Source organism: Methylobacterium oryzihabitans (assembly GCF_004004555.2).
Taxonomy (GTDB): domain Bacteria; phylum Pseudomonadota; class Alphaproteobacteria; order Rhizobiales; family Beijerinckiaceae; genus Methylobacterium; species Methylobacterium oryzihabitans.
In genome coordinates this window covers 23,728-45,480 of record NZ_SACP01000040.1, presented here as the reverse complement: position 1 = coordinate 45,480, position 21,753 = coordinate 23,728, and the positions used below count along the sequence as shown (strand labels likewise).

Here is a 21,753-nt window from a genome sequence, read left to right as displayed (position 1 = left end):
CCCGCACCCCGGACCATCTCCTGCGCCATCCGGCCGAGCCCCTGCCTCCCGGGGAGGGGCCGGCCGCGCCGGATCCGGCCCCCGCCGACGCGCCGTTCGCGCCCGATACTCGGTCCGACCGGCTCGACGCGCCGGCCGGTGCCGACGAGCCCGCCGCCGGGCCGACGGTCGCTCAGGCCGTCGCCGCGGCCGACCCGGTCGCCGGGATCGCCGACGATCTCGCCGCGGCGCCCGCCGACGCGGCGGTGCCGTCCTGCGAAGCCGTGGCTTTGCCGGTCGACGAGTCCGTGGATCCGGGCGACGGGGGGCTTCCGGAGGCCGGGCCCGACGCGGCTGCCGCGGACGCGGTCTTCGAGCCGATGCCGGTCGATGCCGTCCAGGCCGAACCGCTCCCGTCCCCCGACGAGGCCGGCGCCACGCCCCTCGCCGCGGATGACGGGGCCGGTACGCTCGCCGACCCGGCGTCGCCGGACGAGGCGCACGGCTCCGAGTCCGAACTCCGCGCGGCCTACGGCCTCGACCGCCTGCTCCGCCACGACTGGACCCGGCCGCTGCCGATCGCCGAGATCCAGGACAACGACCCGGAAGCCCCCCGGCCCGACCTGGATCCGGACGCCCCCGCGACGGTCGCCCCGCACGGCGCGGTCGTCGCGGGCGAGCCGGAGGCCCCGTCCGCCGTCCCGGCGCCCCTGGCCGCGGCGGACGACGCCCCCGCGTCTCTTGCCCCCCCATCCCTTGCCCCTGCGTCTCCTGTCCCGGCGGATCTCGCCCTGTCGGCCGGGCCGGTGCCGGGCTTCGCCTCGGCGAGCTTCGGCCTGAGCCTCCCCCTGCACGTTCCGCCGCAGACGGCCGGCGAGGCTGCCGCCGCCGACGCGCCCGACGTGATCCCGCTGCCGGCGCCCGAGCCGCTGCTGGCGCTGACCTACGCCCCCACCCCGCGGGTGCCGGAGGCGCTGTGGCCGACCGTCCCGGTCACCGACCCCGCGCCGGTCGCGGCCGAGAGCCTGCACCTGCCTGTCCCGGCGGCCGACGCCGCAGTCTCCCCCGCCCCGGTCGCCGCCTTCGCGCTGTCGCCGGTGGACTGCTTCGTGCCCGGCGACGACTTCGTCCTCTCGACGGGGGGCTTCGCCCTGCCGCCGCTCGGCTGGGCCGACCTCGCTCCGGACGATGGGCCGGCCCTTGGAACCGAGGCCGGACCGCACGCGCCGGAGCCGCTGGTGGCGCCGGTCGCGACCGCCCGGCCCTTCGTCTACGTGCCGACCGGCCGCGGCGCCGCGCCCGCGCCGGCCCCGAACGCCAACCCGCGCCCGCCGCGGATCATCCTGCCGGTCGGGCAAGCCCAACCGGTGCCGGTCGGGCAGGCGGAGCCGGTGAGGGTCGAACACGCCTACCTGGAGCCGGCCGAAGCCGCGATCCAGGCCGCCGCCGAGCCGCCATCCGCCGAGGAGCCGGCCTGGCTCCCGGCCGACGACGCGCCGGCCTTCGAGGCCGCGGCGCCGTCGCCCGAGCCCGCCCCGGCCTGGCCGGACGAGAGCCCGGTGCCGATGATCGGCGGGTCGGGCTTCGACATCGATCTCGGCCTCGACCTCGACGACCCCGAGGACGACGACGACATCCTGGCGCCGGTGCCGTCCGAGGCCCCTGCCCTGCGCCTGCTGCCGTCCCGGGCGCCCGACGCGCCCTACGCGCTGCCGCCCCTGGAACTGCTCGCCGAGCCGCGGCTGTCGGACGGCAGCGAACTCGACACCGACCTCCTGGAGCGCAACGCCGTCGACCTGCAGCAGGTGATCCAGGATTTCGGGGTGCGCGGCGAGATCCTGGCGGTGCGCCCGGGTCCGGTCGTCACGCTCTACGAGATGGAGCCGGCGCCGGGCACCAAGTCCTCGCGCGTCATCTCCCTCGCCGACGACATCGCCCGCTCGATGTCGGCCGTCTCCGCCCGCGTCGCCGTCGTCCAGGGCCGCAACGCCATCGGCATCGAGCTGCCCAACGCCAAGCGCGAGACCGTGTACCTGCGCGAGCTCCTCGCCTCGCCGGTCTTCGCCGAGACCAAGCAGAAGCTCGCCCTGTGTCTGGGCAAGAACATCGGCGGCGAGCCGATCATCGCCGACCTCGCCCGCATGCCCCACCTGCTGGTCGCCGGCACCACCGGCTCGGGCAAGTCGGTGGCGATCAACACCATGATCCTCAGCCTGCTCTACCGGATGAAGCCGGAGGAGTGCCGGCTCATCATGGTCGATCCCAAGATGCTGGAACTGTCGGTCTACGACGGCATCCCGCACCTGCTCTCGCCCGTCGTCACCGACCCCAAGAAGGCGGTCATCGCCCTCAAGTGGGCCGTGCGCGAGATGGAGGAGCGCTATCGCAAGATGGCCCGCCTCGGCGTTCGCAACATCGACGGGTTCAACGCCCGGGTGGCGGAGGCGCGGGCGCGGGGCGAGGTGATCACCCGGACGGTGCAGACCGGGTTCGACCGGGAGACCGGGGAGGCGGTGTACGAGGACGAGGTGATGGACCTCTCGGCGCTGCCCTACATCGTCATCATCGTCGACGAGATGGCCGACCTGATGATGGTGGCGGGCAAGGACATCGAGGGGGCGATCCAGCGGCTCGCGCAGATGGCGCGGGCGGCGGGGCTTCACCTCATCATGGCGACGCAGCGTCCGTCGGTGGACGTGATCACCGGGACGATCAAGGCGAACTTCCCGACGCGGATCTCGTTCCAGGTGACGAGCAAGATCGACTCGCGCACGATTCTGGGCGAGATGGGCGCCGAGCAGCTGCTGGGCCAGGGCGACATGCTGTTCATGGCCGGCGGCGGGCGCACGACGCGAGTGCACGGCCCGTTCTGCTCGGACGACGAGGTCGAGCAGGTGGTGGCCCACCTCAAGCGCCAGGGCCGTCCGTCCTACCTCGACTCGATCACCGTCGACGAGGAGGCCGAGCCCGAGGCGGCCGCCGAGGCGCCGGTGTTCGATGGGGGCAACTTCGCCGAGCCGGCGGCCGACGTCTACGATCAGGCGGTGGCGGTGGTGCTGCGCGACAGGAAGGCCTCGACGAGCTACATCCAGCGCCGTCTCCAGATCGGCTACAACCGGGCCGCCTCGCTGATGGAGCGGATGGAGCGCGAGGGCATCGTCGGCCCCGCCAACCACGCCGGCAAGCGCGAGATCCTGGTCGAGCCCACCGCCCCGTCGGCCGACGAGGGCTGACAGGGGCGTCAAGCCCCGCAGGTCCCTACTTCCGCCACAGGGCGGGGCTCTAAGATCCGGTGAGCCGGATCCGGCGCCCCGTCCCCCTGCCCGCCTCCACAGGAGAACGCTGCCGATGACAGGCCGTCGCCCCCGATCCCGCCCTCCGGCGGGCGTGCGCCCCGCCGCGGCCGGCGCGGTCCTCGCGCTGCTCGTCGGGACCGGGACGGCCCAGGCGCAGGTCTCCTCCTTCCTCGACGGCCTGTTCGGCCGCAAGGACCCGGCGCCGCAGGCCGAGCCGGCCCCGGTCCCGGCGGCACCCGAGGCCCCGGCCGCCACCCCGGGCGCCGCGGCGGCCGTGCGCGCGCCGCTGCCGCCGCGGCGTCCGGCGGCGCTCGGCGGGAGCCGGGCCGCCCCGGTCGAGGCGGTCGCCGAGTCCCCAGCCCCGGCCGGCCAGCAGGTCGCCGCCGTCGCCACCCCGGTCGCCCTCGACGCCGCCAACCCGGCCTCGGTGATCGAGCGCGCCAACGCCTATTTCAACGGCGTCTCGACGCTGACCGGCAACTTCGTCCAGATCGGCGCCGACGGCCGCAAGATCGGCGGCAAGCTCACCCTGGCCAAGCCGGGCCGCCTGCGCTTCGACTACGACCAGCCCTCCTCGCTGGAGGTGGTGGCCGACGGCACCTCGGTGGCGGTACGCGACCGCAAGCTCGCGACCCAGGACCTGTACTTCATCTCGCAGACGCCGCTGAAATTCCTGCTGCGCGACAAGATCGACCTCGCCCGCGACCTGACGGTGACCGACGTCGCGGCCGATCCCGGCGGCGTGCGCCTGACCCTCGACGACCGCTCGACGCTCGGCGGCACCTCCCGGATCATGCTGTTCTTCGACGCCGACATGAAGACCCTGAGCCAGTGGCGGATCACCGATCCGCAGGGCTACCAGACCACCGTCGTGCTCTCGAACCTCCAGCGCGGCCGCGCCGTCGACGGGATGCTGTTCGTCATCAATTACGGCCGCGCCGAGGACAAGGAACTCGAGCGCCGCATGCAGCAGGCCAAATGATCCTTGCTTGAGGTTTTCCTCCGTTGCGCCTCACCGTCTCGACCTGGAACATCAACTCCGTCCGCCTGCGCATCGACCTCGTCCGCCGCTTCCTCGACGAAGCCAGGCCCGACGTGCTCTGTCTCCAGGAGACCAAGTGCCCGGACGACCGCTTCCCGCTCAAGGAATTGCAGGGCTTCGGCTACCCGCACGTCGTGTTCGCCGGCCAGAAGGGCTATAACGGCGTCGCGATCCTGTCGCGGCTGCCGCTGGCCACCCGCGACGTGATGAGCTTCTGCGAGCGCCAGGACGCCCGCCACATCTCGGCGGCGCTCGGGCCGGAGGCCGGCGCGGCGGCCGGCATCGTGCTGCACGACTTCTACGTCCCGGCCGGCGGCGACGTGCCGGACGCCGCTCTCAACGACAAGTTCGCCCACAAGCTCGCCTTCATGGACGAGCTGCGTGCCTGGGGCGGCCGGCGCCCGTCCGGCCCGGCGATCCTCGTCGGCGACCTCAACGTGGCGCCGCTGGAGCACGACGTCTGGTCGCACAAGCAGTTGCTCGACGTGGTGAGCCACACCCCGATCGAGACCGAGCGCCTGGAGACCCTGCGGGGCGAGGCCGGCTGGGTCGACACGATGCGCCACCTGCGCCCGCCGCCGGAGAAGATTTTTACGTGGTGGAGCTACCGCTCCCCTGACTGGGCCGCCGCCGACAAGGGAAGGCGCCTCGACCACATCTGGGTCACGCCCGACCTCGCCGGCACCGTGAAGGCGGTGACGGTGGCCAGGCACGTCCGCGCCTGGGAGAAGCCGTCGGATCATGTGCCGGTGACGGTGGAACTGGAGTTGTGAACCGCGACCCGGCCTGAAGATGCGCGGCTCGCGCGCCAGGGCGCACGAGCCTCGCATCTTCGGCCAGCGGGGACCTGTCCGGGCCTTATCGATCCGCCTTCTTCCCCGCCGCCTCGCGCTCGGCATAGGCCAGCGTCACCGGCTTGATCTGCGCGAACACCGCCTCGGCCATCCGCTCCTCCTCCTTCAGGGAGAGCGTGAGCAGGTCGAGGTCCTTGCGGTGCCCCGCCGCCTCGGCCAGCGCGATCAGCGAGGTGTAGGCGGCGACCTCGTAGGTCTCGACCGAGTAGTCGGTGTAGAGGTTCTTCAGCACCTCGTCGGAGGTGACGCTGTGGACGAGGGCCGCGACGTTGCCCACCGTCTGGGTCACCACGTCCTTGAGCAGCGAGCGGTCCTCGCCGTGGCCGTGCAGGAGGTCCGACAGGCGGGTGGCCTGCTGGTCGGTCTCGCTCCGGTGCAGCCGCAGGGCCTGGACCAGATCCGGGTAGTTCTCGTAGCGCTCGATCTGCCGTTGCAGCATCTGCGCCGCCTGCTTCTCCAGGGCGTGGGTGTTGCGCAGGGCGGTGATGTAGAGCGTCTGAACAGACTCGCTCCCGGCCAGGGTGTCGGGCGCAGCCGTCGCGGTGCTCGTCATGGCGTGACCTCTGAGGTGGGTTGGAATGCCGGCCCAACGGGCGGGCAGGACTTCGGTTCGACCTTGGCGGCAGCGGGCGGCCGCGTGGCGAAACCGCGCGGATGGCGCCGCGATAAGCGGTGGCCTCGGCGGCCGGATGCGTGTATGGCTTCGCGCAACCTCGCCCCGAACGCGAGGCTTTCCGCCATGGCGGACCGCGCTGGACGACATCCCGGCCCGGCCGAGCCCTGCCGGAAGCGGCCGATCACGCCGCCCCCACCACCCCGACACCCGAAAGGACACGCGATGTCGATCACGGCGGAGCGCAAGACCGCGCTCATCAAGGACCATGCCCGCGGCAGCAGCGACACCGGCTCGCCGGAGGTGCAGGTCGCGATCCTCACCGAGCGGATCCAGAACCTCACCGGGCACTTCAAGACCCACACCAAGGACAACCACTCGCGCCGCGGCCTGCTCAAGCTGGTCTCGCAGCGCCGGTCGCTCCTCGACTACCTGAAGCGCAAGGACGAGGCGCGCTACCGCAGCCTCATCGAGCGCCTCGGCATCCGCCGCTAAAGGCGCGCCGACGCGGTCCGGGCCCGGCTCGGGCCGCGTTTTCGCTTCGCACGCCCCCTTGCCGCGCCCCCGGGGCCGGCGGCGGGGAGGCGGAGCCCCGGGCGGGCCGGAATGGGTCCGGCCGCCCAAACCCCCGGGCCCGGGCGCGACCGCCAGGGCAGGATCGCCGGGGGCTGGCGAGGGTGTCTTGCCCTGCCAGCCCCTCGCCGTCTTGCGCTGGCGCCGCCCGGACCGGTCCGCAGGAAGGCAGAGAAGAATGTTCGACGTTCAACGCGAAGAGCTGCTGTGGGGCGGGCGCAAGCTCGTGCTCGAGACCGGCAAGGTCGCCCGGCAGGCCGACGGCGCCGTGCTCGCCACCTACGGCGAGACCACGGTGCTCGCCACCGTGGTGTCGATGAAGGAGCCCAAGCCCGGCATCGACTTTCTCCCCCTCACGGTGAACTACCAGGAGCGCACCTACGCCGCCGGTCGCATCCCGGGCGGCTACTTCAAGCGCGAGGGCCGTCCCTCCGAGAAGGAGACCCTGGTCTCCCGCCTCATCGACCGGCCGATCCGCCCCCTCTTCGTCGAGGGCTGGCGCAACGACACCCAGGTCGTCGTGACGGTGCTGTCGCACGACCTCGAGAACGACCCCGACGTGCTCGCGATGGTTGCGGCCTCGGCGGCGCTCACCCTGTCGGGCGTGCCGTTCATGGGCCCGATCGGCGCCGCCCGCGTCGGCTATGTCGGCGGCCAGTACAAGCTCAACCCCCTCGTCCAGGAGATGGAGGCGTCGAGCCTCGACCTCGTGGTGGCCGGCACCGACGCCGCCGTGCTGATGGTCGAGTCGGAAGCCAAGGAGCTGCCCGAGGACGTGATGCTCGGGGCCGTGATGTTCGGCCACAAGCACTTCCAGCCGGTGATCGAGGCGATCATCCGGCTCGCCGAGAAGGCCGCCAAGGAGCCGCGCAACTTCCAGCCGGCGGACAACGCCGAGGTCGAGAAGGCGGTGCTGGAGGTCGGCGAGGCCGAGCTGCGCGAGGCCTACAAGAAGACCGTCAAGCAGGAGCGCTACGCCGCCGTCGACGCCGTGAAGGCGAAGGTGATGGCCGCCCTGGTCCCGGCCGAGGGCGAGGCCCGCTTCGAGGCCGAGAAGATCAAGGCCGCCTTCAAGGAGGCGCAGTCGAAGGTCGTTCGCTGGAACATCCTCGACACCGGCTCGCGCATCGACGGCCGCGACGTGAAGACCGTCCGCCCGATCGTGTCCGAGGTCGGCGTGCTGCCGCGTGCCCACGGTTCGGCGCTGTTCACCCGCGGCGAGACCCAGGCGATGGTCGTGGCGACCCTCGGCACCGGCGACGACGAGCAGTTCATCGACGCGCTGGAGGGCACCTACAAGGAGACATTCCTCCTCCACTACAACTTCCCGCCCTATTCGGTCGGCGAGACCGGCCGCATGGGCTCGCCCGGCCGGCGCGAGATCGGCCACGGCAAGCTCGCCTGGCGCGCCGTCCACCCGGTCCTACCGGCTGCCCACGAGTTCCCCTACACGATCCGCGTCGTGTCGGAGATCACCGAGTCGAACGGCTCGTCCTCGATGGCCTCGGTCTGCGGCGCCTCGCTGTCGCTGATGGATGCCGGCGTGCCCCTGCGCCGTCCGGTGGCGGGCATCGCCATGGGCCTCATCCTCGAGGGTGAGCGCTACGCGGTGCTGTCCGACATCCTCGGCGACGAGGACCATCTCGGCGACATGGACTTCAAGGTCGCCGGCACCAGCGAGGGCATCACCTCGCTGCAGATGGACATCAAGATCGCCGGCATCACCGAGGAGATCATGCGGGTCGCCCTCGACCAGGCGAGGGACGGCCGCGCCCACATCCTCGACGAGATGGCCAAGGCCCTCAACGAGGCCCGGCCCGAGCTCGGCGAGCACGCGCCGCGCATCGAGACGATGCAGATCCCGACCGACAAGATCCGGGAAGTGATCGGCACCGGCGGCAAGGTCATCCGCGAGATCGTGGAAAAGACCGGCGCCAAGATCGACATCCAGGACACCGGCACGATCAAGATCGCGTCGTCGGACGGCAAGGCGATCAAGGCGGCCTACAACTGGATCCGCTCGATCGTGGCCGAGGCCGAGGTCGGGGCGATCTACGACGGCACGGTCGTCAAGACGATGGAGTTCGGCGCCTTCGTCAACTTCTTCGGCGCCAAGGACGGCCTCGTCCACATCTCGGAGCTCGCCGCCCAGCGCGTCGCCAAGGTCACCGACGTGGTGAAGGAAGGCGACAAGGTGAAGGTGAAGTTCCTCGGTCAGGACGACCGCGGCAAGATCCGCCTGTCGATGAAGGTCGTCGACCAGCAGACCGGCGAGGACATCACCGAAAAGGTGAAGGCCCAGCGCGACGCCGAGCGCCCGCGCGAGCGCAACGAGGGCGGCAACGACGACGGCCCCCGCTCCTACCGCGGCGGCCGCCGCAACGACGCCGGCGAGTAACCGCCCGCGGCAAGAGCCGGTGAGGCATGAGGCGCGGCCCTTCGGGGCCGCGCTTTTTTGTTGTGCGCGCCGCACGCATGCACAACCCATTGCCCGCAACGGGGAGCAACGCTACGCATTCTATATCAAACTGCGATGGAGCCGATGCCAGTTGTCACGCAGGCGCGAGTCTGGGAGGCAAAGGAAAGATGGCCCCACGCGGCGAACGCCCTCGACGCATGGTACCGGCTGATCAAGGCGTCCGAGCCGTCGGATTTCTCGTCCATGAAGGCTTTGTTCCCAGCGACGGACAAGGTCGGTCGCTTTCACGTCTTCGATATCGGCGGGAATAAGATCCGCCTGATTGCCGCTGTGAATTACAAATTCAAGAAAATATATATTCAATCCATCATGGATCATTCCGAGTACGACAAGGGCAAGTGGCGATGAATCCTCTCGTGAAGCAGGCGGCCGAACATTGGAGGCATGTCGCCCCCCTGCTCGCCATGCCGGCGACCGACGCCGAGTACCGGCGTCTCGTGGAGCAGATGGACGAGGTGCTGGCCTTGGCCGGCGAAGACGAGAACCATCCCCTCGCCCTGCTGGCCTCCCGCATGGGGGACCTGATCGAAGCCTACGACGAGGCGCACCGTCCGATGCCTCCGGTCGCCGGGGCCGAGGCCCTCCGCTTCATCATGCAGGAGCGCGGGCTCGGCCAGGGCGAGGTGCCCGAGGTCGGCCCGCAATCCGTCGTCTCGGAGATCCTGAGCGGCAAGCGCCGGATCAACCTTCGGCAGGCGCGGGCCCTCTCGGCCCGGTTCGGCTTTCCGGCCGGCGTGTTCCTCGGGCTGTAGCCGGCCGGGTCCAGCATGGCGCTCGTCCCGCTTTGGCGCCCTTGCCGTTCGTATCTCATGGGATACGATGGTGCATGATCGAGGTCCGCCGCACCCCCACCTTTGCCGCTTGGCTCGACGGCCTCCGCGACCGTCGCGCAGTGGCGCGGATCGCCGCCCGCCTCGACCGGCTCGCGTTCGGCCACCTCGGCGACGTCAAGCCGATCGGCGGGGGCTTGAGCGAGCTGCGGATCCACCACGGCCCGGGCTACCGGATCTACCTCGCCCAGCGCGGTGGCGCGCTGGTCATCCTGTTGTGCGGCGGCGACAAGAGCACCCAGGCTCAGGACATCGCCGCCGCCAAGCGCCTCGCCAGAACGGAGTGAGTCATGCCCCTCGACACGCAGCCCTATGATACGGCCGAGCACCTCAAGACCGACGAGGACATCGCCCTCTACCTCGAAGCCGTCATGGAGGACGGCGACCCGGAGCTGATCCGTCACGCGATCGGCGTGGTCGCCCGGGCCCGTGGCATGACCCAGATCGCCCGCGAGGCCGGGCTCGGCCGCGAGAGCCTGTACAAGGCCCTGTCAGAGACCGGGAATCCCTCCTTCGAGACGATCAGGGCCGTCCTCAAGGCACTCGGCCTGACCCTGACGGTCAAGCGGTCCGCGGAGGCGTGACGCGGCAGGACCGGCGTCCGGGTGGGATCGCGCCGGTCTCATACGATTTTTGACTGATCGCTTCGCGATGCGAAAATCGGCTATGCTCAAGCGCCGCGCAGGCTTCGATACGATTTTCGGAACTGATCGTCCGAAAATCGTATCATGCGGTTTCCGATTGATCGCTTCGCGATGCGGAAACCGGCTTCGCTCATGCGCCGCGTGGGCTGATGATGCGAAATCCAGAAGCAATCTTCCGGATTTCGCATCAGGCCGTTCCTCCGGGACGTGGCGGCATGACGCTCCGTCCCGTCAATCAGTTGGCCGTGGCCACCGCTTTGCACCGGATCGGCCTGCGGTGTTGCGCATCGACGGACGGCGAGGCCCGGCATGGATCGCGACAGGCTGTTTCTGCTGACGCCCGGCTTCGAGGATCCCGACTATCCCGGACGGCGCTTCTACTGCTGGCACTGCGCCCTGATCGAGGGCGTGCTGGCCTCGTTCCCGGCCTTGGCGACACGCCTCGCCGTCGAGCGGGTCGCGTGGCCGCGTCCGAGACGAGACGTCATCGCGGCGGTCGGCGACGAAAACCAGTCCCTGCCGCTTCTCGTCCTGGCCGAGGGCGTCCGTTCCCGGCACGAGACCGGCGCCTCCCGGGGGCGCGGGTTCGTCGCCGACAAGGACGGCATCCTGGCGGTCCTGGCGGAGCGGCACGGCTTTCCCGATCCCCACCCCTGATCCGCGAGGACCCGTCTCGCCCCCTGGTCGGACGGGCGCGGTCCCGTCGTTGTCGGCCGCGGGCCGCTGCTCCAAGACTCCCCGCGGGCGCGCGCTGATTCGCCCACCGGGGGAGATCCACCATGAGCGACGAACTCGTCTTCTACACCCACCCGATGTCCCGCGGCCGGATCGTGCGCTGGATGCTGGAGGAGGTCGGGGCGCCCTACCGGACCGAGTTGCTGACCTACGGCGCTGGCATGAAGGAATCCGCCTTCCGGGCGGTCAATCCCCTCGGCAAGGTGCCGGCCCTGCGCCATGGCGGCGTCGCCGTCACCGAGACGGCGGCGATCTGCGCCTACCTCGCCGACGCGTTTCCCGAGGCCGGCCTCGCCCCGGCGCCCGGCGATCCGCAGCGCGGCGCCTATTACCGCTGGCTGTTCTTCGCCGCCGGCCCGGTCGAGGCGGCGGTGACCGACAGGGCGCTCGGCGTCGTCGTGCCCGAGGAGCGGCGCCGGATGGTCGGCTACGGCAGCATGGCCGAGGTGCTCGATGCCCTGGAGGCGGCGGTGTCGGCGGGCGAGTACCTCGCCGGCGGGCGGTTCTCGGCCGCCGACCTCTATCTCGGCTCGCACCTGATGTGGGGGATGCAGTTCGGCGGCATCGAGCGGCGCCCGGCCTACGAGACCTACGTCGCCCGCCTCGCCGGCCGCCCGGCGGCGGTTCGGGCGCGGGAGATCGACGACCGGCTGATCGCCGATCGGCCGCAGCCCTGACGGCGCCCGGAGGGAACGACGGGCGAGACGCCGCGTTCGCACCGTGACCGATCCGAACCTTCCGGAGACCCCATGGCCAACGACCTGATCCACGACGTCTTCAGCGGCGAGCCCAACCTGTCGACCAAGGAACGCGCCATCTCGGTGGTGATCGGCCTCGGGCTGGCGGCGGCGGCGGCGCAGCCGCGTCCGAACAAGTGGCTCAGCCTCGCGGCGCTGATCGGCGGCAGCCTGCTGGCGATCCGCGGCGCCACCGGCCACTGCGCCGCCAAGGCGCTGATGGAGCAGCGCAACGACCGCCTCGACTACGCCGCCTGACCGGGACGGCCCCGCCGCGACATCCCGCAGCGAGAAAGCCCCGCCCGGTTCGACCGGGCGGGGCTTTCTCTTGCCCGGGACCGGAGCCCGGCGGGCTCCGGCGAGACCGTCAGATCGTGGTCCGGCGGCGGCCCTGGATGAAGCCCCAGATCGCCAGCACGATGATCGCGCCGACCACCGAGGCGATCAGTCCCGCGCCCTGGTTGGGACCGTACCAGCCGACCGCCTGCCCGAGAAAGGTCGCCACGAAGGCGCCGATGATGCCGAGGATCGTGGTCAGGATGAAGCCGCTCGGCTCGTTCGGCCCCGGCATGATGAACTTCGCGATGACGCCGGCGATGAAGCCGATGATGATGGTCCACAGGATCGACATGGGAATGCCCTTCGGCTCCGCTTGCGGTGATCCAGGAACGCACTGAGGGCGAACGTGGTTGCGGCAACCGCTGCTTGCGGCGGCGGAAATCGGGCCGGGCCCTTTACGCCGGCCCGGTTCCGGCGGCACAAGGCGGCGGGATTTCCGACGACAGGACGGACAGATGACGATCGAGCGCTTCGAGACCGGCACGCGGATGAGCCAGGCGGTGGTGCATGGCGGCACGGTCTACCTCGCCGGGCAGGTCTCCGACGCCGACGGCGTCGAGGCGCAGACCAGGGACATTCTCGGCCAGATCGACGAGCTCCTGGCCCAGGCCGGCAGCACCCGCGAAAACCTGCTGTCGGCCACGATCTACCTCGCCGACATGAGCACCTTCGCCGAGATGAACCGGGCCTGGGACGCCTGGGTGCCGGCCGGTCACGCCCCGGCCCGCGCCACCGTCGAGGCCAAGCTCGCCGGGCCGCAATACCGGGTCGAGATCTCGGTCGTCGCCGCCCGGAGCGCCTGAGCCGTGACCCGCCTCCTGCGCCGTACCCTGCTGGCCGCCACCGCCTTCCTCGCGGCGACCGCCCTACCGGCCGCGGCGCAGGAGCGGGTGGTCAACATCTACAACTGGTCGGACTACATCGACCCCAAGATGCTGGACGCCTTCACCCGCGAGACCGGCATCAAGGTGATCTACGACACCTACGACACCAACGAGATCGTCGAGACCAAGCTGCTCGCCGGCAGGTCCGGCTACGACATCGTGGTGCCGTCGGGCCCCTTCCTCCAGCGGCTCATCCGGGCCGGCGTGTTCCAGCCCCTCGACAAGGCGAAGCTGCCGAACCTGAAGCACGTCTGGCCCGACATCGCGGCCCGGCTCGCGGTCTACGACCCCGGCAACGTCTACGCCGTCGACTACATGTGGGGCACCACCGGCATCGGGGTGAACACCGCGCTGGTCAAGGCGCGGCTCGGGCCGAACCAGCCGCTCAACACCTGGGACATCGTCCTGCGGCCGGAGCTGATCGCCAAGCTCAAGGATTGCGGCGTCACGATGCTCGACGCCCCCGAGGACATCTTTCCCAACGTGCTGGCGGCGCTCGGCCTCAAGCCGGATTCCAAGCGCGTCGACGACCTCGACAAGGCCGGCGAGGCGCTGTTCCGCATCCGCGGCGCGGTGCAGAAGTTCCACTCGTCGGAATACATCAACCAGCTCGCCAACGGCGACGTCTGCTTGTCGGTCGGCTATTCCGGCGACGTCATCCAGGCGAAGAAGCGCGCCCAGGAAGCCAAGAGCGAGGTCGAGGTCGCCTACCTCATCCCGCAGCAGGGCGCGCTGATGTGGTTCGACGCCTTCGCGATCCCGAAGGACGCCGCCCACCCGGCCGAGGCCCACGCCTTCATCGACTTCATGATGCGGCCTGAGGTGGCGGCGGCCAACACCAACTTCGTGTCCTACGCCAGCGGCAACCTGTCGGCCAAACCCCTGGTCAAGCCGGAGATCCTGAACGACCCGGGGGTCTACCCGGACGAGGCGACCTTCCGGCGCCTGTTCACCAACACCGCCTACGACGACCGCACCCAGCGCGTCGTCACCCGGCTCTGGACCCGGGTCCGCACCGGGCGCTGAGCCGGAGTGCTGTGAGTCCGGCTCACAGCGGCCGGAGCGGAACTGCGATATACGGCGCGCCCTAGCTTTGGCACCCTCGGGGAAGCCGACGACCGCCGGGCCGACGAGAGACGACAACGTCCCGTCGCCCGACCCCGGCCCCGCGGGGGCCGGGCGGCGCGGCCGGGAGAGACGCCATGACGCCCGTTTCGCGCCGCCGCCTCATCGTGCTCGGGGCCGCGGGGATCGCCGCCCCGTGGGTCGCCCGCGCCGCCGAGCCGGAGATCCGGCTCAAGTTCGGCAACATCGTCTCGGGGGACCATCCCCTCAACCTCGCCATGGGCCGGGTCCGCGACCGGGTCGCCCGCGAGACCGACGGGCGGGTGGCGATCGAGCTGTTTCCCAAGAACCAGCTCGGCTCCGACGCCGACATGCTGAGCCAGCTCCGCTCCGGCGCCCTCGAACTCTTCGCCCAGACCGGCGTCCTGATGTCGACCCTGGTGCCGGTCGCCTCGATCAGCGGGGTCGGCTTCGCCTTCCCGAGCTACGACAAGGTGTGGGAGGCCCTCGACGGCCCGCTCGGCCGCCACATCCGCGGCGCGTTCGAGAAGGCCAACCTCGTCTGCATGGAGAAATCCTACAACCACGGCTACCGGCAGACGACCTCCTCGACCCGGCCGATCCGCACGCCCGACGACTTCAACGGCTTCAAGATCCGGGTCCCGCCCTCCCCGCTCTGGACCTCGATGTTCAAGGCGTTCGGGGCCGCGCCGGTGTCGATCCCGTGGGGCGAGACCTACTCGGCGATGCAGACCCGGATCGCCGACGGGCTGGAGCAGCCGCTGATCGGGCTCCTCGTCGACAAGATGTACGAGGTGCAGAAGTCCTGCTCGCTCACCAACCACATGTGGGACGGGTTCTGGGTCCTGGCCAACCGCCGCGCCTGGGAGCGGATCCCGCCGAACCTCCGCGAGATCGTCGAGCGCAACATCAACCAGGAGGCGCTGGTCCAGCGCCGCGAGGTCGAGCACCTCAACGCGACGCTGCAGGGCGAGCTGCAGTCGCGCGGGCTCGAATTCTTCAAGGTCAACAACCTCGACTTCCGCCAGCGGCTGGTCGGCGCCGGCTTCTACCAGGAATGGCAGAAGCGCTACGGCGACGAGGCGTGGTCGCTGCTCGAAGCCACCACCGGCAAGCTCGGCTGAGGGAGGCCCCGATGAGCTTCGGCACCAGCCGCTTCGCCGACCTCGACGGCGTCACCCTGCACTACCGCGAGGCCGGCGCCGGCGAGGACGTCGTCGTCCTCGTCCACGGCATCCCGCAGACCTCGCACGAGTGGCGCCACGTCGTGCCGCGCCTCGCCGAGCGCTACCGGGTCGTCGCCCCCGACCTGCGCGGCCTCGGCGATTCCTCGCGCCCGGCCACCGGCTACGACAAGAAGACCCTGGCCGAGGACGTCTGGCGCCTCGTGCGCGATCATCTCGGCGTCGAGCGGTTCTTCCTCGTCGGCCACGACTGGGGCGGGCCGGTGGCGTTCGCCCTCGCGGCGCACCATCCCGAGGCGGTGCGCCGGCTGGCGATCCTCGACGTGGTGATCCCGGGCGACGGCGCCGACTTCTCGCAAGGGGGGCGGCGCTGGCACCACGCCTTCTTCCGCACCCTCGACCTGCCGGAGGCCCTGTGCCACGGCCGCGAGGAACTGGTGGTCGGCTGGCTGTTCGACCATTACGGCCACCGCCCCAACGCCATCTCGCCCGAGGACCAGCGCGAGTATTTCCGCACCTACACCACCTTCGGGGCGTTCCGGGCGATGCTCGGCTTCTACCGGGCGCTGCCGGTCGACGCCGAGGACAACCGGGCGATCCTGGCCCGCAACGGCAAGCTCCGGATGCCGGTCCTGGCGCTCGGCGGCGGCGAGAGCTTCGGGCGCGGGATGGAGTGCATCGAGTCCCTGCGCCGGGTCGCCGAGGACGTGCGCGGCGGCGTGGTGCCGGAGTGCGGCCACTGGATCCCGGAGGAGCAGCCGGAGCGGCTGTGCGACGCGCTGCTGGGGTTCTTCGGCGAGGCGGGGTAGGGTTCGAGGCGCGGGCCGAGCGAGGCCGGTTGCCGCATCGCGAAGCGATCACCCGGACATCGTGTGATACGATTTTTGGACGATTCGTTCAAAAATCGTATCACGAGCCCGCGCGGCGCCTGAGCGAAGCCGAAATCCGCATCGCGAAGCGATCACTCGGATTTCGTGTGACGGCTGTCACAGTCCCGTGCGACCGGGTAGGCTCTGCTCGGACGGGCGATCGGCCCGCGCGGCGGAGCCGGCTCTGGGACGGGGACGATGCGGACAGGCCAGCACGGAGCAGCACCCCTGCGGCCGCGCCCCGGTCGGCACCCGATCCGGGAGGCCGCATGACGGCAGCCGCGAACCCGCCGCGCGATCTCGCGCGTCTCCTCTGCGCCAATCCGTTCTTCGCGAGCCTCGGCGAGGAGGTGGTCGCGGCACTGGCCGGCCTGTGCGTGACGCGCAGCCTGGAGGCCGGCCGCACCCTGTTCTGCCAGGGCGACCCCGGCGACGCGCTCTATGCGGTCCGGCGCGGGCAGGTCCGCATCGTCGCCGGGACCGGGGACGGTCGCACCACCACCCTCAACCTGCTCGGCCCCGGCGACGTCTTCGGCGAGGTCGCGCTCCTCGACGGGCAGCCGCGGACCGCCACCGCCGTCGCGGCGGAGCCGACCGAGCTGTTCGCGATCCTCCGGCGCGACCTGCTGGGCCTGATCGAGCGCCGGCCCGGCGTGGCGGTGCACCTCATCGCCGTCCTGTGCGCGCGCATCCGCTGGCTGAGCCGGCGGGCGGAGGAGGCCGCCTTCCTCAGCCTGGAGGAGCGATTGATCCGGCGCCTCGCCGGCCTGCGCGAGGATTACGGCTGCGAGATCATCGCGTCCCAGGAGGCCCTGGCCCGGTTCGTCGGCGCGAGCCGCGAGAGCGTGAACCGCCAGCTCCAGGTGTGGAAGCGGGAGGGGCTGGTCGCCCTCGGCCGCGGACGGATCACGATCCTCGACGCGGATGCGCTGACGCGCCGGGCGAAGACGGGAGGTTGACGATGCGGGTGTCCGTTCTTGTGCCGGTCTGTGCGGGCTGTCTCGTCGGGCTCGCGGGCGCGCCCGCGGACGCGCAGACCCGCGACGGCTGCCGGGCCAGCGTCCTCTCCGGGCCTCCCCGGGAGGTGATCGAGTGCCCCGGCGGGGTGAGCCTGACCGTGGAGCAGGGCGCCGCCTACCGGCTGGTCGACCGGAACCGGGACGGGCGGCCGGACGTGCTCGACCTGGAGGACAAGGCCGCGCTGATCGAGGTCGCGCCCCACCGTTCCGGCTTCCAGGTGCGCACGCCCCACGCCGTCGCGTCGGTGCGCGGCACGGTCTGGGCGGTCGACGCCCAGGGCGCCGTCACCGCCGTTCTCGTCGAGCAGGGCGTGGTGGCGGTGTCGCGCCGGGGACAGCGTCGGGCCGCCCTGCTGCGGGCGGGCGACGGCGTCGACGTCGCGGCCGGCGGCGAGCGCGGGCCCCCTCTGGTCAAGCGCTGGTCGGCCGAGCGGCGGCTGCGCCTGCTCGCCCGCTTCGGCCGCTGATGGCGCGGGCCGCCGGCTCCGGGCCCCGGCTCGCCCTCACGGCCGCGGCGGTCGCGGCCTCCCTCGCCTTCGGGGCGTTCCTCTCCCTGCCGCATCTCGCGGGCGAGGCGTCCTCCCTCGACCGGGCCGAGGCCGCCCTCGCCGACCTGCGCTTCCTGGTCGCCGGGCCGCGCCCGGCGCCGGGGGACGTGGTGATCGTGGCCATCGACGAGCGCACGATCGCGGCGGCCGGCGGCTACCCGCTGCCCCGTGCCTACCTCGCCCGGGTGTTGCAGGCGATGCGTCCCGCCGCGCCGCGGGCGGTCGCCATCGACGTGCTGTTCCTCGATCCCGGCCCGGAGGCGGCCGACGCCGAACTCGCCCGGGCGCTGGCGGCCCTGCCCGCGGTGATCGGGGCGGCCGCCGTGTTTCCCCGCACCGGCCCGGACCTGCGCGCGCGCTACGGCCCGTTCGCCGGCCTGCCGGTGGCGAGCGCCCTCGCGCGGCCGCACGAACCCCTGCGCGGCGCGGCGCGGGAGGGGCTCGTCAACGTCGCGGCCGATCCGGGCGGCACGCCCCGCCACCTGCCGCTCCTCGTGGCGCATGCGGACGGGGTGCGGCCGAGCCTCGTTCTGGCCGCCGCGACCTTGGCGGCCGCGACCCTGGCAGCCGGGAGCCGGCCGCGCCTGGAGGCCGACCGGATCGGCCTGGGGGAGACCGTCGCGCCCCTCGACCTCGGTGCCTCCCTGGCCCTGCGCTTCTACGGTCCCCAAGGCAGCCTGACGACGGTGAGCGCCGCCGCGCTTCTCGCGGGCGAGATCGATGCGGCGGCGTTGCGCGGCAGGCTGCTCGTGCTCGGGGCCGTCGCGCTCGGGAGCGGCGACCGCTTCAGCACGCCGTTCGATCCGGTCATGCCCGGCGTCGAGGTGCTCGCCACCGGCCTGTCGCACCTGATCCACGGCGACGCCCTGCGCCGCGATGCCACCGTGCGCCGGGCCGATGCGGCCATGGCGCTCGTCCTGCCGGTCCTGATGCTGCTCGGCCTGTCGCTGCCCCGCGTCGGCCTCGGGCTCGCGCTCGCGGCGCTCCCCCTCGCCGCCTTCCTCGGTGCCGCCCTGTGGCTGTTCGGGCAGGGGGTCTGGCTGTCGATGGCGCTGCCGCTCGCCGCGGCGCTGGCGCCGCTGCCGCCCTACCTCGCGGCCCGGATGCTGCTCGACCGGGCGCAGGCGCGGCGGCTCGCCGCCGCCCGCGACGATCTCCTGCGCTTCCTCCCGCCCGCCGTCGCGACGCGGCTCGCCCAGGACCCGGACTTCCTGGCGGTCCCGGTCGAGCGGCGGGCCTGCGTGCTGTTCCTCGACCTCTCCGGCTTCACCACGGCGAGCGAGGGGCTCGGCCCGGCCCGCACCCGGGAGATGCTGAAGGCGATGCACGACCGCGTCGAGGCGGAAGCCACCGCCCGCGGGGGCGCGGTGACGAGCTTCATGGGCGACGGGGCGATGGTGCTGTTCGGGCTGCCCGAGGCGGGCGGGGACGACGCCGACCGCACCGTCGCGGCGGCGCTGGCGCTGGTCGCGACGCTGCGCGACTGGCTCGCCGCGCAGGCCCCGGGCGAGGCGCCGGCCGGCCTGCGGATCGGGGCGCATGAGGGGCCGGTCGTGCTGTCGCGGCTCGGGGGCGCGCGCAACCAGCACATCACCGCGACCGGCGACACGGTGAACACCACCGCGCGCCTGCTCGACGTCGCCAAGGCCGAGGGCGTGGCCCTGGTGCTCTCCGAGGCCCTCCTGGCCGCCCGGCGGGAACCGGTGCCTCTGCCCCATCCGGGCCGGCGCGCCCGCGTGGCGATCCGCGGCCGTCGGGCCGCCCTCGACGTCGTGCTCGTCGGGGCGTGAGCCCGGCACCGGACCCGATCGGGCCCGGTCCCGGGCTTGTGTGACCCGGATCACGGAAGCCTCGGGCCGGCGGGGCCATGGTTCCTCCCACGGGGCCCGACGGTCGGGCGCCGGCCAAGAGGAGGCAAGCATGGCCACGATCCGCGGAGACGAGAACTGGTTCTTCCGGGACGACGAGCTGACCGGCACGAGCGTCCAGGACTTCATCTACGGCCTCGACGGCAACGATCGCCTGGACGGCCGGGGCGGCAACGACCGGATCTTCGGCGGCAGAGGCAGGGACACGCTGTTCGGCGGCGACGGCTTCGACGTCCTCGACGGCGGCGACGACGACGACCGGATCTTCGGCGGCGACGGCCTCGACACCCTCGACGGCGGCAACGGCAACGACACCCTGTTCGGCGGCGAAGGCAAGGACAGGCTGCTCGGCGGCTACGGCGACGACCGGATGTACGGCGATGACGGCGACGACATCTTTCGCGATCTTACCGGCATCGACCTGATGAACGGCGGCACCGGCAGCGACACGGTCGACTATGGCGGCTTCTACGGGCGGGTGATCGCCAACCTGTCGGGCGGCACCGCCCGGCAGGAGGAGGCGATCTACACGGTCAATGCCGGCATGGGTTTCTACGCGATCGGCACCGACACCCTGGCCTCGATCGAGAACCTCATCGGCGGGCGCTTCGACGACCGCATCACCGGCTCGGGGGCCGACAACCGGCTTGAGGGCGGAGAGGGCCACGACAGCCTGAGCGGGGCCGGCGGCGACGACGTGCTCGTCGGCGGGGAGGGCCGCGACACGCTGACCGGCGGCACCGGCGCCGACACGTTCGTGTTCGACACGGCGCTGAACCCGCAGACGAACTTCGACCTCATCACGGATTTCCGGCCGGTCGACGACACGATCCATCTCGACCGGACGATCTTCTCGGCGCTGGAGCGGGGCGCCCTCGACCGCGACGCCTTCAGGGTCATCGACGGCCAACAGCCAACCGGACTGGACGCGGACGACCGCATCATCGTCACGAACTGGAACGGCTTCCTCTACTACGACCCGGACGGGTCCGGCTCGCAAGCCGCCATCAGGGTGGCCGAGCTCGATACGTCGAGCGGCAGCGTCCCCGTCATGATCTCCACCATGACGGCGGCCGACTTCCTCGTGGTGTAGACGGAGGGCTGGGGCAATCTGCCCCGCGCCCCCCTACCCCGCCTCGATCCCCGCCATCCCGGCCTCGCCGTAGCGGGCGCCCGCCGCGGCGCCGGGCGGGAAAAGGGCGTCGAGCTCGGCGATCTCCGCCGGCGACAGCACGACCGCGGCGGCGCCCGCGTTCTCGGCCAGCCGCGCGACCCGCCGGGCGCCGGGGATCGGCACGACGTGGGGCTCGCGGTTGACGAGCCAGGCCAGGGCGACCTGGGCCGGGGTCAGGCCGCGGCCTTGCGCGAAGGCGGCGAGCGCCGCGACGAGGTCGCGGTTGCGCGCCAGCGCCTCGCCCTGGAAGCGCGGGTTGCCGGCCCGGAAGTCGCCCGCCGCCAGCCCCGCCACGTCGAGGGCGCCGGTGAGGAAGCCGCGGCCCAGCGGCGAATAGGCGACGAAGGTGGTGCCGAGCTCCCGGCAGGCGTCGAGCATCCCGGCCTCCGGCTCGCGGCTCCACAGGGAGTACTCGCTCTGCACCGCCGTGATCGGGTGGACCGCGTGCGCCGCCCGCAAGGTCGCGGCCGAGACCTCCGACAGGCCGAGCGCCCGCACCTTGCCGGCCGCGACGAGCCGCGCCATCGCGCCGACGAGATCCTCGACCGGCACCGCGGGGTCGCGGCGGTGGCAGTAGTACAGGTCGACGGCGTCGAGCCCGAGCCGGCGCAGGGAGGCGTCGCAGGCCGCCGCGATGTAATCCGGGCTGTTGTCGAGGGTGCGGGCATAGGCGCCCGGCGCGCGCACGATGCCGAACTTCGTCGCCACCACCACCCGGCCGCGCCGCCCCGTCTCGCGCAGGACGCCGCCGATCAGTTCCTCGTTGTGGCCGAGCCCGTAGGTGTCGGCGGTGTCGAGGAAGTCGTAGCCGAGGTCGAGGGCCTCGGCGAGGGTCCGGCGCGACTCGGCCTCGTCGGCCGGGCCGTAGAACTCGGACATGCCCATGCAGCCGAGGCCGGGGACCGAGACGGTGAGGCCGGTGCGGCCGAGGTCGCGTCGCAGCATGCGGAAGCTCCTTGAACGGTGACGGACGGGATCTGCCACGCTGGCGCCGGTGCGA

General features: G+C 72.0%; 23 protein-coding genes. 20 read left to right on the top strand and 3 right to left on the bottom strand.

Annotated features, from left to right (window positions below; genetic code table 11):
• Positions 1–359: 359 nt before the first annotated feature.
• The 3 genes from EOE48_RS29385 to xth all read left to right on the top strand — a co-directional run bounded on the left by EOE48_RS29385 (position 360) and on the right by xth (position 5,090).
• Positions 360–3,212: a DNA translocase FtsK gene (locus EOE48_RS29385; RefSeq protein WP_246154891.1), complete on the top strand. Its 2,853-nt coding sequence runs from the start codon at positions 360–362 to the stop codon at positions 3,210–3,212.
• A gap of 115 nt (positions 3,213–3,327) precedes the next feature.
• Positions 3,328–4,257 (top strand): outer-membrane lipoprotein carrier protein LolA, encoded by a 930-nt coding sequence (locus EOE48_RS25930; protein WP_127733775.1) that lies wholly within the window; start codon positions 3,328–3,330, stop codon positions 4,255–4,257.
• Between the two features lie 23 nt (positions 4,258–4,280).
• Positions 4,281–5,090 carry an exodeoxyribonuclease III gene (xth, locus tag EOE48_RS25925; RefSeq protein ID WP_127733774.1) on the top strand — a complete coding sequence of 270 codons (810 nt, stop codon included), beginning with the start codon at positions 4,281–4,283 and terminating at the stop codon, positions 5,088–5,090.
• Between the two features lie 85 nt (positions 5,091–5,175).
• On the opposite strand, the gene EOE48_RS29380 is transcribed toward xth, so the two are convergent.
• Positions 5,176–5,724, bottom strand: a complete 549-nt coding sequence (locus tag EOE48_RS29380) for a DUF892 family protein (protein WP_187371552.1) — start codon at positions 5,722–5,724, stop codon at positions 5,176–5,178.
• 285 nt (positions 5,725–6,009) lie between these two features.
• Between EOE48_RS29380 and rpsO the strand changes: the two genes are divergently transcribed.
• The 9 genes from rpsO to EOE48_RS25875 all read left to right on the top strand — a co-directional run bounded on the left by rpsO (position 6,010) and on the right by EOE48_RS25875 (position 12,040).
• Positions 6,010–6,279: a 30S ribosomal protein S15 gene (rpsO, locus tag EOE48_RS25915; protein ID WP_127733772.1), complete on the top strand. Its 270-nt coding sequence runs from the start codon at positions 6,010–6,012 to the stop codon at positions 6,277–6,279.
• A gap of 256 nt (positions 6,280–6,535) precedes the next feature.
• Complete coding sequence (pnp, locus tag EOE48_RS25910) at positions 6,536–8,755, top strand: polyribonucleotide nucleotidyltransferase (RefSeq protein WP_127733771.1); 2,220 nt, start codon at positions 6,536–6,538, stop codon at positions 8,753–8,755.
• Positions 8,756–8,899: 144 nt separating this feature from the next.
• Positions 8,900–9,184 carry a type II toxin-antitoxin system HigB family toxin gene (locus tag EOE48_RS25905; RefSeq protein ID WP_127733770.1) on the top strand — a complete coding sequence of 95 codons (285 nt, stop codon included), beginning with the start codon at positions 8,900–8,902 and terminating at the stop codon, positions 9,182–9,184.
• Positions 9,181–9,588: a helix-turn-helix domain-containing protein gene (locus EOE48_RS25900; protein WP_127733769.1), complete on the top strand. Its 408-nt coding sequence runs from the start codon at positions 9,181–9,183 to the stop codon at positions 9,586–9,588. Before EOE48_RS25905 ends, EOE48_RS25900 begins: the two co-directional genes overlap by 4 nt.
• Positions 9,589–9,662: 74 nt before the next feature.
• The gene (locus EOE48_RS25895; RefSeq protein WP_127733768.1) at positions 9,663–9,953 is read left to right on the top strand and encodes a type II toxin-antitoxin system RelE/ParE family toxin; all 291 of its coding nucleotides are present in this window, start codon (positions 9,663–9,665) and stop codon (positions 9,951–9,953) included.
• A 3-nt stretch (positions 9,954–9,956) separates the two neighbouring features.
• A complete protein-coding gene (locus EOE48_RS25890; protein WP_127733767.1) occupies positions 9,957–10,250 on the top strand; it encodes an addiction module antidote protein in 294 nt (97 codons plus the stop codon).
• A gap of 369 nt (positions 10,251–10,619) precedes the next feature.
• A complete protein-coding gene (locus EOE48_RS25885; protein ID WP_127733766.1) occupies positions 10,620–10,967 on the top strand; it encodes a DUF3088 domain-containing protein in 348 nt (115 codons plus the stop codon).
• Between the two features lie 122 nt (positions 10,968–11,089).
• Positions 11,090–11,722 carry a glutathione S-transferase family protein gene (locus EOE48_RS25880; RefSeq protein WP_127733765.1) on the top strand — a complete coding sequence of 211 codons (633 nt, stop codon included), beginning with the start codon at positions 11,090–11,092 and terminating at the stop codon, positions 11,720–11,722.
• 72 nt (positions 11,723–11,794) lie between these two features.
• A complete protein-coding gene (locus EOE48_RS25875; RefSeq protein ID WP_127733764.1) occupies positions 11,795–12,040 on the top strand; it encodes a YgaP family membrane protein in 246 nt (81 codons plus the stop codon).
• A gap of 109 nt (positions 12,041–12,149) precedes the next feature.
• On the opposite strand, the gene EOE48_RS25870 is transcribed toward EOE48_RS25875, so the two are convergent.
• Positions 12,150–12,413 carry a GlsB/YeaQ/YmgE family stress response membrane protein gene (locus EOE48_RS25870; RefSeq protein ID WP_127733763.1) on the bottom strand — a complete coding sequence of 88 codons (264 nt, stop codon included), beginning with the start codon at positions 12,411–12,413 and terminating at the stop codon, positions 12,150–12,152.
• A 163-nt stretch (positions 12,414–12,576) separates the two neighbouring features.
• Between EOE48_RS25870 and EOE48_RS25865 the strand changes: the two genes are divergently transcribed.
• The 8 genes from EOE48_RS25865 to EOE48_RS30330 all read left to right on the top strand — a co-directional run bounded on the left by EOE48_RS25865 (position 12,577) and on the right by EOE48_RS30330 (position 20,672).
• Entirely contained in the window at positions 12,577–12,924 is a 348-nt protein-coding gene (locus tag EOE48_RS25865; RefSeq protein ID WP_127733762.1) for a RidA family protein, read from the top strand.
• Between the two features lie 3 nt (positions 12,925–12,927).
• On the top strand, positions 12,928–14,031 hold the full coding sequence (locus tag EOE48_RS25860) for a polyamine ABC transporter substrate-binding protein (RefSeq protein ID WP_425463690.1): 1,104 nt from the start codon (positions 12,928–12,930) through the stop codon (positions 14,029–14,031).
• A gap of 176 nt (positions 14,032–14,207) precedes the next feature.
• Complete coding sequence (locus EOE48_RS25855; protein WP_127733761.1) at positions 14,208–15,215, top strand: TRAP transporter substrate-binding protein; 1,008 nt, start codon at positions 14,208–14,210, stop codon at positions 15,213–15,215.
• Positions 15,216–15,226: 11 nt separating this feature from the next.
• The gene (locus EOE48_RS25850; RefSeq protein ID WP_127733760.1) at positions 15,227–16,084 is read left to right on the top strand and encodes an alpha/beta fold hydrolase; all 858 of its coding nucleotides are present in this window, start codon (positions 15,227–15,229) and stop codon (positions 16,082–16,084) included.
• A 329-nt stretch (positions 16,085–16,413) separates the two neighbouring features.
• Positions 16,414–17,103 (top strand): Crp/Fnr family transcriptional regulator, encoded by a 690-nt coding sequence (locus EOE48_RS25845; protein WP_127733759.1) that lies wholly within the window; start codon positions 16,414–16,416, stop codon positions 17,101–17,103.
• Positions 17,104–17,105: 2 nt separating this feature from the next.
• Complete coding sequence (locus tag EOE48_RS25840) at positions 17,106–17,630, top strand: FecR domain-containing protein (RefSeq protein WP_127733758.1); 525 nt, start codon at positions 17,106–17,108, stop codon at positions 17,628–17,630.
• Positions 17,630–19,501: a CHASE2 domain-containing protein gene (locus EOE48_RS25835; protein ID WP_127733757.1), complete on the top strand. Its 1,872-nt coding sequence runs from the start codon at positions 17,630–17,632 to the stop codon at positions 19,499–19,501. Before EOE48_RS25840 ends, EOE48_RS25835 begins: the two co-directional genes overlap by 1 nt.
• Positions 19,502–19,631: 130 nt before the next feature.
• The gene (locus tag EOE48_RS30330; RefSeq protein ID WP_127733756.1) at positions 19,632–20,672 is read left to right on the top strand and encodes a calcium-binding protein; all 1,041 of its coding nucleotides are present in this window, start codon (positions 19,632–19,634) and stop codon (positions 20,670–20,672) included.
• Positions 20,673–20,705: 33 nt separating this feature from the next.
• Here the strand turns inward: EOE48_RS30330 and EOE48_RS25825 are convergent, their stop codons facing one another.
• A complete protein-coding gene (locus tag EOE48_RS25825; protein WP_127733755.1) occupies positions 20,706–21,698 on the bottom strand; it encodes an aldo/keto reductase in 993 nt (330 codons plus the stop codon).
• Positions 21,699–21,753 lie beyond the last annotated feature (55 nt).